The organism is Clostridium tagluense (genome assembly GCF_003865095.1).
Taxonomy (GTDB): Bacteria; Bacillota; Clostridia; order Clostridiales; family Clostridiaceae; genus Clostridium_AD; species Clostridium_AD tagluense.
Map to the genome: position 1 here is coordinate 57,089 of NZ_BHYK01000005.1, position 11,593 is coordinate 68,681.

Annotated in this window: 13 protein-coding genes; 10 read left to right on the plus strand and 3 right to left on the minus strand. The window is 30.5% G+C overall.

Annotated features, from left to right (window positions below; genetic code table 11):
• Positions 1 to 47: 47 nt before the first annotated feature.
• The 4 genes from rsgA to Ctaglu_RS25030 all read left to right on the plus strand — a co-directional run bounded on the left by rsgA (position 48) and on the right by Ctaglu_RS25030 (position 2,517).
• A complete protein-coding gene (gene rsgA, locus Ctaglu_RS05805; RefSeq protein WP_124998989.1) occupies positions 48 to 917 on the plus strand; it encodes a ribosome small subunit-dependent GTPase A in 870 nt (289 codons plus the stop codon).
• Positions 914 to 1,564, plus strand: a complete 651-nt coding sequence (gene rpe / locus Ctaglu_RS05810) for a ribulose-phosphate 3-epimerase (protein ID WP_124998991.1) — start codon at positions 914 to 916, stop codon at positions 1,562 to 1,564. Before rsgA ends, rpe begins: the two co-directional genes overlap by 4 nt.
• Position 1,565: 1 nt before the next feature.
• Entirely contained in the window at positions 1,566 to 2,201 is a 636-nt protein-coding gene (locus tag Ctaglu_RS05815; protein WP_124998993.1) for a thiamine diphosphokinase, read from the plus strand.
• A 145-nt stretch (positions 2,202 to 2,346) separates the two neighbouring features.
• Complete coding sequence (locus Ctaglu_RS25030) at positions 2,347 to 2,517, plus strand: hypothetical protein (protein ID WP_164944224.1); 171 nt, start codon at positions 2,347 to 2,349, stop codon at positions 2,515 to 2,517.
• A gap of 208 nt (positions 2,518 to 2,725) precedes the next feature.
• On the opposite strand, the gene rpmB is transcribed toward Ctaglu_RS25030, so the two are convergent.
• Positions 2,726 to 2,917, minus strand: a complete 192-nt coding sequence (gene rpmB, locus Ctaglu_RS05820; RefSeq protein ID WP_124998995.1) for a 50S ribosomal protein L28 — start codon at positions 2,915 to 2,917, stop codon at positions 2,726 to 2,728.
• A 197-nt stretch (positions 2,918 to 3,114) separates the two neighbouring features.
• Here rpmB and Ctaglu_RS05825 point away from each other — a divergent pair, with 197 nt between their 5' ends.
• The 6 genes from Ctaglu_RS05825 (at position 3,115) to Ctaglu_RS05850 (ending at position 8,917) form a co-directional block, all read left to right on the plus strand.
• Positions 3,115 to 3,465: an Asp23/Gls24 family envelope stress response protein gene (locus Ctaglu_RS05825; protein ID WP_124998997.1), complete on the plus strand. Its 351-nt coding sequence runs from the start codon at positions 3,115 to 3,117 to the stop codon at positions 3,463 to 3,465.
• Positions 3,466 to 3,478: 13 nt separating this feature from the next.
• On the plus strand, positions 3,479 to 5,122 hold the full coding sequence (gene fakA, locus Ctaglu_RS05830; RefSeq protein ID WP_124998999.1) for a DAK2 domain-containing protein: 1,644 nt from the start codon (positions 3,479 to 3,481) through the stop codon (positions 5,120 to 5,122).
• Between the two features lie 61 nt (positions 5,123 to 5,183).
• Positions 5,184 to 7,220 (plus strand): ATP-dependent DNA helicase RecG, encoded by a 2,037-nt coding sequence (recG, locus tag Ctaglu_RS05835; protein ID WP_124999001.1) that lies wholly within the window; start codon positions 5,184 to 5,186, stop codon positions 7,218 to 7,220.
• Positions 7,221 to 7,296: 76 nt separating this feature from the next.
• On the plus strand, positions 7,297 to 7,860 hold the full coding sequence (rsmD, locus tag Ctaglu_RS05840) for a 16S rRNA (guanine(966)-N(2))-methyltransferase RsmD (RefSeq protein ID WP_124999003.1): 564 nt from the start codon (positions 7,297 to 7,299) through the stop codon (positions 7,858 to 7,860).
• 39 nt (positions 7,861 to 7,899) lie between these two features.
• A complete protein-coding gene (coaD, locus tag Ctaglu_RS05845; protein ID WP_124999006.1) occupies positions 7,900 to 8,382 on the plus strand; it encodes a pantetheine-phosphate adenylyltransferase in 483 nt (160 codons plus the stop codon).
• 10 nt (positions 8,383 to 8,392) lie between these two features.
• Positions 8,393 to 8,917: an ATPase gene (locus Ctaglu_RS05850; protein ID WP_124999008.1), complete on the plus strand. Its 525-nt coding sequence runs from the start codon at positions 8,393 to 8,395 to the stop codon at positions 8,915 to 8,917.
• On the opposite strand, the gene spoVV is transcribed toward Ctaglu_RS05850, so the two are convergent.
• The gene (gene spoVV, locus Ctaglu_RS05855) at positions 8,900 to 10,078 is read right to left on the minus strand and encodes a dipicolinic acid transporter SpoVV (RefSeq protein WP_373861661.1); all 1,179 of its coding nucleotides are present in this window, start codon (positions 10,076 to 10,078) and stop codon (positions 8,900 to 8,902) included. The genes Ctaglu_RS05850 and spoVV overlap by 18 nt on opposite strands.
• 118 nt (positions 10,079 to 10,196) lie before the next feature.
• Positions 10,197 to 11,420 carry a nucleotidyltransferase gene (locus tag Ctaglu_RS05860; protein ID WP_124999011.1) on the minus strand — a complete coding sequence of 408 codons (1,224 nt, stop codon included), beginning with the start codon at positions 11,418 to 11,420 and terminating at the stop codon, positions 10,197 to 10,199.
• Positions 11,421 to 11,593 lie beyond the last annotated feature (173 nt).

Genomic DNA, 11,593 nt, shown 5'->3' on the forward strand with positions numbered 1-11,593 from the left:
GAAATACATTTAAAAAAATTAAATTAAAGTTAAACATTGGAGGATATATGCAAGGAGTAATCATAAAAGGTGTAGGCGGATTATATTTTGTAAAAGTTGAAGATAAAGTTATTAAATGTAAGGCAAGAGGGAAGTTCAGGTATGCTGGGCTTTCCCCTGTTATTGGTGATAAAGTAGAAATAATGCTAGAGGTAGACGAGAGCAAAGGTGTAATCGAAAAAATCTTTGAAAGAGATAATGAGATGATACGCCCAGTAGTTGCTAATGTCACTCAAGCTTTTGTGGTTTTTGCTTTTAAGCAACCTGATTTAAATATGGATTTGCTCAATAAATTCTTAGTGCTTTGTGAATTTTATAAGTTAAAAATAGTTCTTTGTTTAAATAAGCTAGATTTAGTTGAAGAAGTTAATGAGGACCTTATAAAAGAATTAAAGAGTGTGGGATGTGATATAGTATTTTTAAAAGCAAAGGAAGGCGAAGGTTTAGACGGACTTAAAACAAAAATAAAAAATAATATTAGTGTTTTTTGTGGACCTTCTGGAGTGGGAAAATCAACTATACTAAATAGTATAGTTGGAAGAGAAGCTATGATAACCGGAGATATAAGTAAGAAATCCCAAAAAGGTAAGCACACTACAAGGCACAGTGAACTTATTGAATATGAAGAAGGATTTTTGTTAGATACACCAGGATTTTCCTCTTTAAGTTTAGATTTCATAGACAAAGAACAATTACAATATTGTTTTCCAGAATTTGAAAAACATAGATGTGAATGTAGGTTTTCTAATTGTATGCACCATAAGGAACCTAACTGCAGAGTTAAAGAAGCTGTAGAAAATAATGAAATTTACGGGGATAGGTATAAGTTTTATGTAAAAACATTAGAAGAAATTATTGCTAGGGGGAATAGAAAATGATTAAAATATCACCGTCTATATTGTCAGCGGATTTTTCAAGGCTAGGAGAACATATAAAGCAGCTAGATGCATATGGTGCTGATATGATTCATATTGATGTAATGGATGGTATGTTCGTACCTAACATTTCTTTTGGTATTCCAATTATTAAGAGTGTTCGCAAACTAACAAAATTAACCTTTGATGTGCATCTTATGATTGAAGAACCATCTAGATATGTAGAAGATTTTGCAAAGGCAGGAGCTGACATTATAACTGTTCATTATGAAGCAGATAGGCATATTGATAGAACTATTAATTACATAAAAAGTTTTGGTGTTAAAGCAGGAATTGCATTAAATCCTGCTACACCTGTAGACTGTATTAAAGATTTAATAAGTAATCTTGATATGGTACTTATTATGTCTGTAAACCCTGGATTTGGTGGGCAAAAATATATTAAATATTGCTCAGACAAAATTAAAGAAGTCAGAGCTCTTTCGGATAAATATAATAAAGACCTTATGATTCAAGTAGATGGTGGCATTGATAAAGTTAATATTTCGGAAGTCGTGCGTAGCGGTGCTAATGTAATTGTAGCTGGGTCTGCTATATTTAAGAATGATGAAATTCAGAAAAATATAAAAGAATTAAGAGCTGGTATTTAGAATGAAGGTCATAATAATATCAGGAGGTAATCCGCCATCCAAGGAATTTATCACAAAGGAAATCACTGAGGATACATTTTTAATTGGAGCTGATAGTGGGGCAAATTGTCTATATGACTATAATATAGAGCCTCATTTATTAGTAGGAGATTTTGACTCCATTGATAAAGGGGCATTTGAGTATTTTAAAAAAGGCAAATGTATTATAGACATTTATCCTGCAGAAAAAGATTTTACTGATACTGAAATTGCAGCCCAAAAGGCTCTCTGTATGAAACCAAATGAAATAGTGTTTCTCGGTTGCATAGGAAGTAGAGTTGATCATTTGCTTGGCAATATTGGAATGCTGAAAATTTGCATGGAAAATGGCGTTGATGCTTGCATAAAGGATGAAAACAATGATATTAGGTTAGTTAATACCTCAACATCATTAAGTGGCACTGTGGGGCAGATATTCTCACTGCAATCTTATGGTGATGAAATAATTGGATTAACCATTGAGGGTTCAAAATATCCATTAAATAATTATAATTTGAAAACTGGACAGAGTATAACTATTTCAAACGAGTTTGTGCTACCTCAAGTTGAACTTAAATTTAAATCTGGAACTCTAATGATAATATTATCATCAGATTAAAATTTTTATAGAAACTATATATATATATATATATAAGCTATTTTTTTATTGATAATTTCGATAAAAAAATAGTTTTTTATTTTTGCAACATTACTGATAGTAAATCATATAATAATATTGGAATACTTTTGGAGGATAACAACTTATGAAAAAGTATTATAAGCATCTAGGAGATCAACTTGGAGTAATTGTTGCATGTGTAGGAATAGGGATTATAGCAGCAGTAATAGTTCCATTTTGGTGGTGGCTGATTGCTGCGGGAGGAGGAATTGTTTACTGCGGCTTTACTATAATGAATCACAACGATCATTGTTAGTGATGTGGTGATAGGCAGGTCTATAGCTCAGGTTTAGGGGGGAATAAAGATGAAAATTGTGGCTATTAAAGTACCCAGGTTTATATCTCGAATAATCAGATTTTTCTTTAGAAAATAACATAGAAAAGTTTATAATGATGTTAATATTCTCACTAATGTCGTTAAAATAAAAAAATGCAGCTTTATAAGCTGCATTTTTTGTTCCTAATTATATAGCACGTTGTACTTTACCTGAACGAAGACATCTAGTACATACATGTATAGATTTAGGCGTTCCGCTAACTATAGCTTTAACCTTTTGGATATTTGGAGCCCATTTTCTCTTTGATTGACGGTGTGAGTGACTATATTGAACACCAGAAATAACACCTTTATCGCATATATCGCATTTTCTTGACAATGAAAACACCTCCTTAAGACTAATAAGAAAAAAAAATTTCTCAATTGAAACACGCATTATTGTAACATAGATACTACTACTCTTGCAAGTAGAATACAAAATTATTACTGACTAAAGTAATTTAACAATTAATTTTCTTGAATAAATTAGCTTTATACTATAAAATAATCTATATAGCGTTATAAGGAGGAATTACAATGAAAGGTAACATTACGAGCGAGAATGGTATTATATATTATTCAGAGGAATCGTTAGCTAATATAGTTGGCATTTCTACAATGGAGTGTTATGGAGTTGTGGGAATGGCATTAAAAGATGCTAAGGATGGATTTTGGCAATTAATTAAAAGTGATGGTTTAAATAAAGGGGTTAAAATTCATTCTAAAGAAAATCAACTATTTATTGAATTGTATATAATAGTTGAATATGGCACAAAAATCTCTGTAATTGCAAATAATATAATTCAAAAAATAAGATATAATGTTGAAAATTATACAGGACTAAAAGTGGCAGCAATAACAGTAAACGTACAAGGTGTAAGGGTTTAAGGGGGTAAAGACAGTGGAATACTTAAAAATAAACGGACAACACTTCCGTAATATGGTAATTAATGCATCTAATAGGTTAGAAGATCAAAAGGAATACGTAAATGCACTTAATGTGTTTCCAGTTCCAGATGGAGATACAGGCACTAATATGTCAATGACATTTAAGGCTGCAGTGTGTGAAATTGAAAATATGTCAACTACATCTATTAGTGAGATATCACAAAAGATAGCTAGAGGCGCGCTGATGGGTGCAAGAGGCAATTCAGGCGTTATACTATCACAAATATTTAGAGGTATTGGAAAAGGCCTAGAAGGTAAAAATGAAGTTACTTCTGAAGAATTTGCTAAAAGTATTTTGGAAGGTGCCACTTTTGCATATAAGGCTGTTATGAGACCTACTGAAGGAACTATTTTAACAATAATTAAAGCTGCTGGTGAAAGTGCAGTTAGTAGCGGAGCAACCAATGTCGTTGAGCTTATGGAAGAAGTTTGCACGCATAGTCAAATTATGTTAGATAAAACTCCAGATATGCTTCAAGCATTAAAAGAAGCAAAAGTTGTTGATGCAGGTGGCATGGGACTTTTAATAATATTTAAGGGCATGCATGAAGCTTTAAAAAACAATATGGAAGCTACCATTAATAAATCAGACAAGCAAAGTAGTAAATCAGAAATAATACCACCTGTAGCTACAGATATGCCTGTAAACATAAAGTATGGATACTGTACTGAATTATTAGTTATTGCTGAAAATGTTGATACTAATGAATTAAAGACTTACTTAGAAAAACATGGAGACTCAATGGTTGTGGTGACCCAAGATGAATTTCTTAAAATTCACATACACACAAATGATCCAGGTTTAGTGCTTTCAAAAGCAGTAACACTAGGTGAGCTTTCTAAGATAAAAATTGAAAACATGAGAGAGCAACATAGAAATTTATTAGGGATTCAAGAGGAAGTAGCAGAGCAATCCGCAGCAGAAAATACCACTGAAAATAAAAAATACGGATTTGTATCTGTTGCACTTGGTGAGGGCATTAGAAATATTTTTAAGGATTTAGGTGTGGATGTTGTAATAGAGGGCGGCCAAACTATGAATCCAAGTACACAAGATATATTAGATAGTATTAATAAAGTTAATGCGGATAATATATTTGTATTACCTAATAATAAAAATATACTTATGGCAGCGCTACAAGCAGTGGAACTGTCAGATAAAAATGTAATAGTTATTCCTTCTAAAACTATTCCTCAAGGAATAACTGCCGTAACAATGTTTAACGCAGAAGCTAGTGTAGAAGAAAATGAAAATACACTAAAAGAAGCAATTAAAAATGTTGTAACCGCTTCTGTGACTTATGCAGTTAAAGACACTGAATCTGATGGTAAAACAATAAAACAAGGAAATATCCTAGGTTTAGTTGAGAACAAAATTAAAGAAGTTGGAACAGATATTTACAAAGTTTGCACCGATGTTATAGATAGTATGATTACTGAAGATAGCGAGCTTGTTACGATTTTCTATGGTGAAGATTGTATAATAAGTGAAGTGGAAGCATTTATTTCGGAGTTAGAGAATAAATATCCAAATATAGATGTTCAACATTACAATGGAAAACAGCCACTATATTATTTTATTGCTTCAGTTGAATAAAAGCCCTAGGGCTTTTTTTCTTAGGTATATTAATTAAAATCTTATTTTTGGAGTGGTATTTGTGGATATTTATAGTGATATAAAATATATAAAAGGTGTTGGGCCTATAATGGCAGAAACATTGAATAAATGTGGAATTTTTAATGTATTAGATCTTTTATTATATTTTCCAAGAAATTATGAGAATGTATCTGCTGTGAAAAATATTATGGATTGCGAAGATAATCAAAAAATCATTGTAGAATGCACTGTTTTAAATATATTAAAAGATCAGAGGTTAAAAAATAATAAAACTCTTTCTACGATACTATTTTGCCAAGGTGAAAATAAATTCAAAGGTAAGTGGTTTAATCAAACTTATGCAAAGAATAGCTTTAAAAATTCAAATAGTTATATCATCACTGGCAAAGTGAATAATTTTAAGGGTGAAATCACAATGATGAATCCAAAAATAGTGAAAAATACGTCGATGGATACAAATAAAATTATTGCAACATATCCACTTAAAAATAATGTTACAAATAATTTTTTCAATAAAATTATATCTGACGTTCTCTGTAATATTGAAATAACAGAGAACTTGCCTAAATGGCTCCTGGATAAATACAGATTTTGTTCTTTAGATGAAGCTATTCGAAGTATTCATAGCCCTAAAAGTTTAGAATTACTTAATTCAGCTAAAAAAAGACTAAAATTTCAAGAGCTATTCACATATTCATTGAAAATATTAATGTTAAAAGAGTTTATAAAAACTAATAATGATGGCATCAAGTTTAAAATAGCTCCAGAACTTACAACATTAAAAGAGCGACTTCCCTTTAACCTTACAAAAGCACAAAGTAAAGTTGTTCGGGAAATTTTAATAGATCAAAAGAAGGATAAAGGCATGAATAGGCTTTTGCAGGGGGATGTTGGAAGCGGTAAAACAATAGTTGCTATAATTACCATGTTTAATGTGGTGAAAAATGGTTATCAAGCAGCTATGATGGCACCAACTGAAATTCTAGCCAATCAACATTATGAGGAAATTCAAAATGTATTAAAAGATTTTCCGCTTACCATAAAGCTATTAACTGGAAGTACAACCCCTAAAAATAAGGAATTAATAAAACAAGAACTAAAGAATGGAACCATTGATGTTATTATTGGAACACATGCACTTATTGAAGATAATGTACAATTTAAAAACTTAGGTATGATTGTTACTGACGAGCAGCATCGCTTTGGAGTGTCACAAAGAAATAGGTTTTCTAATAAAGGTAAAAATATAGATATTCTTGTAATGACAGCTACACCTATACCAAGAACACTATCTTTATATTTATATGGTGATTTAGACGTATCTATAATAGATGAATTGCCACCAGGTAGGCAGAATATTGACACCTCCTATGAAAGTATGACCTCCAGTAGACACGTATATGAATTTGCATTAAGTGAAATTAATAAAGGAAGACAAGTTTACATAGTCTGCCCCTTGGTAGAAGAAAATGAAGAAATGAAATTAAGTTCAGTTCAGGTGCTTTATGAAAAACTAAAGGGTGAATATTTTAACTCTACAGAAATAGCAATGGTATATGGTAAAATGCCTAGTAAGCAAAAAAATGAAATCATGGATAAATTTAAAACTGGAGAAATTAAAGCATTGATTTGTACCACTGTTATAGAAGTTGGAGTGAATGTTCCCAATGCTACTGTTATGATAATTGAGAATTCAGAAAGGTTTGGTCTTGCACAACTTCACCAACTTAGAGGACGCGTAGGAAGAGGAGAGCATAAGTCCTATTGCATTTTACTTGCTAATATAACAAACAAAATAGTAAGAAAAAGATTAGAAATAATGATAAAAAGTAATGATGGTTTTTTTATTGCTGAAGAGGATTTGAAAACTCGCGGCGCAGGAGAATTATTTGGGTTTAAGCAGCATGGTGAATCAGGTCTAATAATAGCCGATGTAATTGAAGATATTAATATATTAAAACTAGCAAATAGTGAAGCAAAAGAGTTAATAAAAAGTAATAACATTGAAGACATAAAGGTAAAGAATGAAATAACAGAAAAAATACAGCAAAGTTCTAATTATATTTGTTTTAATTAGGGGAAAAATATCTTTGTATATATTACATAAATATGTTAAAATATTATCGAAACTGGCTAGATGGAGGAATAAACATATGAGAATAATTTCGGGAAGTGCACGAGGAAGAAAGTTGTTGTCCCCTGTTGGGATGGGAACGAGGCCCACGTTAGATAGAATAAAAGAAGCTATATTTAATATAATCCAAGACAGAACAAGGAATGCAGTAGTGGTAGATATGTTTTCAGGTACGGGGAGCTTAGGTCTAGAAGCTGCAAGTAGAGGAGCTGAAAAATGCTATCTAATTGACATGGGAGATACTACTTTTGCCATGTTAGAGAAGAATGTAGATAATTTAAAGTTTAACGATAAATGCATCTGCTTAAAAGGTGACACATATAAATATATGCAACAATTTGCGCAGGAAAAAGTTGTTTTTGATTTAATTTTTATAGACCCGCCATATGCTAAAGATATGATTCCGCCTGCAATTGAGATTATTTCAGCAAATAAACTTTTAAGCGTGGATGGATTGATTGTTTGTAAAATAGATTCTTCAGAAGAAATATATGAAGGAAATAATATTATTCATCTTTCTGATTTGAGGAAATATGGGAATACCACTGTTTTATTTTATGAATATAAGGGAGCTAATAGTTAAAAATTATTAGTATACCAAAGGAAGACATGGAGGAATAACATGAAAAAAGCGATTTGCCCTGGAAGTTTTGACCCAATAACCAATGGACATTTAGATATTATTGAGAGGGCGGCTAGGGTTTTTGATGAATTGATTGTAGGAGTGCTTGTTAACCCTGAGAAAAAAAATCTCTTTTCTGTAGATGAGAGAGTAGAACAAATAAAAAGCTTAGTGAGGGATTTACCTAATGTACGGGTAAAGAAGTTTAGCGGCTTACTTGTTGATCTGATGAATAAAGAGGAAGCAGGAGTTATTGTGAAAGGCCTTAGAGCTTTTTCAGATTTTGAATATGAGTTTCAAATGGCATCCATGAATAATAAATTGGATCCAACTAAGGAAACTATGTTTATGATGACGAAGGCAGAATATTGCTATTTAAGTTCTTCATCAGTTAAGCAGGTTGCAATGTTTGGGGGATGTATTAAGGGATTAGTACCTGACCAGATTATTCCAGATATTATGAGGAAAATTAATTCTAAATAGGAGGGTAAATATGGATGTTATAAAGCTTTTAGAATATCTTCAAGAAATTATTGAGAGTTCATCTAAAATACCTGTTACAGGTAAGTCAGTGATAAACAAAAGAGAAATATTGGATATAATTGATCAAGTTGTAAATCACTTGCCAGATGAATTTAAGAAGGCTCAGTGGATTTGTGATGAAAAAGAGCGAATTCTTATTGATGCAAAAAAACAAGCTAAAATTTTCGAGGAAGAAACCATTGACAAAATAAGAAGAAGAGTTGAAAAGCAAGACCTAGTTAAAGAAGCGCAAACAAGAGCTGAAGAGATCATAGCTGCAGCGCAAAGAGACGCTAAAATCATGAGGCTAGGTGCTAAAGACTATGCGGATGAAATATTATCTCAATTAGATAAAGAAATTGAGTTAAAAGGTCAACAAATGCTTCATAAGATTAAAGCGGATGTTCAAACATTTTTAATCTCTTTGCAAGAAGAAGTTACGGATACCACAACTTTAATAAGAGAAAATGTTAAAGAATTAAGAACTATGAAATAGTCTAATTATGTTTATGAGTAGTAGTGGGACAAACAAAATCAATAGTATTAAAAAGTACAAACTACTACTGCTATATAAATTTATATCATTAAAGGTGAAGATAGATGAAGTTTGAAGAAAAACATAATATAAAATTATTGTTAAAATTGAAGAAATTATGCCTTGAATAAATTTTCGAAGGATGTATTTTTTTATTGACACATTGTGTTTATAGGTATAACTATAAACTTGCGAAATGATAGATAAACCGCTAAAAGCAATTAAAAAGCTTAAAATTGGAAGTTTTATATATAAACTTGAATTACTAGAAGATATTAAATAACATCCATTAGTTACCTCGAGTAATCCTAATATTAATCCCTCTATAAAACTTCTAGAAAAACCAATAATCAAAGAAATCTTATTAATGACAATGTGGAATAGCGCATTGTCTTTAATTATGCCTGTTATTACAGAGAATACGATGACAAAACCACCTATATTTAAGGAATTCTTTAGGGCATCTTCGATACTATTTTTAAATATTATACCAATATTTTTAGTTGAATCTGCCATTTTAGAAGAATTAGTATTTTTACTTTTAATTTTATAAAGTGAATTTTTTGATGGAATAATAAATCCCATAAACATGCAAGATAGAAGATTAGAAAGCAATAATATATAGCCAATCTTAGCACTAAGCATCATAGAAGCACCTACTGAACCTATAATAAATAAAGGGCTGGAGTTGGAAGCTATGTTTAGCAACCTTTCACAGGTATTTAAATCAATTAGATTTTTTTCATATAAATCACAAGTATATCGTGCGCCTAAGGGGTAACCGCATAATATACTAATTAACAGTGCAAAATTACATTCTTTAGTCAGTTTTAATGGTTTGCAAATTATATTACCTAATAATTTAGAATAAATATGAATACCATCGTAGCTTATTATAATATTTATTACGACTAAAAACGGGAAAAGAGAGGGAAAAACAGCATTGAAAAACAATTTTGCACCAGATATAGTGTACTTTATACAAATATTTGGTGCCAATATTATTTGGAGAATAGCAAGGGAACAAATTATTGTTATTAAAATATTTATATTCAAAGTTTTAAATAGTTTAAACAATAAGAACATTATGAGAAGTAATATTATAACTAATAGTAACTTCAATTTTAAACCCCTTTTAAAGTATTTCTGTATTAAATATATTTGAATTTTAATAAACTTATGTATTGAAGTGGTTAAAATAAAATAAATACTACTATATTTTTATGATAGTACTATTTATTTAATCTACAATTATTGGGGATATTAAATAATCACTATTAGGATTTATACTGCTATTTATTATGCTGTAAGCTCTTGTAGACTGAATATCTAGCTGCAAGGTATCATTTTGATCTTTAGGGAGTTTAGTATAAAGTGGAATGCTACTGTTTGATTTTATAGATTTTAGAATTGATTTTCCCTTTGAATTAAATCCTAAGACACGTGCATAAGGGCAAGCCATTGCTCTTAATTTTTTGGAATCAAAGCTATCAAATCCTATAAAATATTGGCATAATATCCTGCTAATTCGGGTATATGTGTAGCGTTTACTTTTTATATCTTCTAGGGCGCCTCCGTAGTTTAAATTGTTTTGTAAGGATTTAATAATCTTATTATCAATACCTTCTGACACGTCTGGTAAGTTTACTAATGAGTTTTTTGATGTAGCAGATTTATGTTTTATGTACGGAAACATTGAATCTTCAAAGGTGAATCCGTAATTATTTGAGTATAAATTTAAGATTTCAGCTAATACTGAATTTGGAACATGACCTTCTAGCTCCCCTAGCGAACCATTTTCTTTAATGAATTTCCTTATAGCCGTGGCACTTGAAAATTCATTATGCAACATGTTACTGTTATAGGAGGCACCTTCTCTTTTTAAGGTATAGGGTTTAATTGAACTATTTAACTTTATTAAGCTTTTGCAATACTCGATACCTAGTATATTATTAGGAGATTTAAGAAAATCCTCCAATAATAATTTTGATATGTCATTTTTTGAATTAATTAAATAATCATAAAGTGCATTAGATCTAGCTCGTGGGTAGACAATACCTTTGGATAAATAAGTTTTTAATAATGATTTAAATTCAATAGGTTCTTTAAGCAGTATATTGGAAATATCGTATATGTCCTTTATATTCCCCTGTTCGCTACCAAAACAAATATTATCCACTATGCCTAGGCTATTTAGAAGACTTACAGAGCCATAGGAAAAAAAATCTGCTGAAGAAACACTGTAAATTGCGGGTAGTTCTATTACTAAATCTACTCCATTGTTTAGTGCCATTCTAGTTTTTGTCCATTTATCTATAGTAGATGGAATTCCTCTTTGCGCAAAATTCCCACTCATAACACAGATTAGTGCATCACAATTTGTGATTTCTTTGGTTTTATTAATATGATACACGTGACCATTATGTAATGGGTTATATTCAACAATTATACCTGAAATATTCATTTAATCACCTCATGAAAGCTTATATAAATACAAGTAGATAAATTCCCACCATACTAAATATAAGCTAAAATTTATGTATAAATATAAGCTAAAGAAAAAGCGGAAAAATTTTATTTTGGAGTGCGGTGAAAACTTCTATTTATTAGTTTATATTATATAATACAAATTAATAA

Excerpts from the sequence above, each read along its gene's own strand:
- rpe (WP_124998991.1), top strand. The coding sequence starts at position 914 with ATGATTAAAATATCACCGTCTATATTGTCAGCGGATTTTTCAAGGCTA.
- Ctaglu_RS05850 (WP_124999008.1), top strand. The coding sequence starts at position 8,393 with ATGGATGTTATAAAGCTTTTAGAATATCTTCAAGAAATTATTGAGAGT.
- Ctaglu_RS05860 (WP_124999011.1), bottom strand. The coding sequence starts at position 11,420 with ATGAATATTTCAGGTATAATTGTTGAATATAACCCATTACATAATGGT.
- Ctaglu_RS05815 (WP_124998993.1), top strand. The coding sequence starts at position 1,566 with ATGAAGGTCATAATAATATCAGGAGGTAATCCGCCATCCAAGGAATTT.
- Ctaglu_RS25030 (WP_164944224.1), top strand. The coding sequence starts at position 2,347 with ATGAAAAAGTATTATAAGCATCTAGGAGATCAACTTGGAGTAATTGTT.
- rsmD (WP_124999003.1), top strand. The coding sequence starts at position 7,297 with ATGAGAATAATTTCGGGAAGTGCACGAGGAAGAAAGTTGTTGTCCCCT.
- Ctaglu_RS05825 (WP_124998997.1), top strand. The coding sequence starts at position 3,115 with ATGAAAGGTAACATTACGAGCGAGAATGGTATTATATATTATTCAGAG.
- rsgA (WP_124998989.1), top strand. The coding sequence starts at position 48 with ATGCAAGGAGTAATCATAAAAGGTGTAGGCGGATTATATTTTGTAAAA.
- coaD (WP_124999006.1), top strand. The coding sequence starts at position 7,900 with ATGAAAAAAGCGATTTGCCCTGGAAGTTTTGACCCAATAACCAATGGA.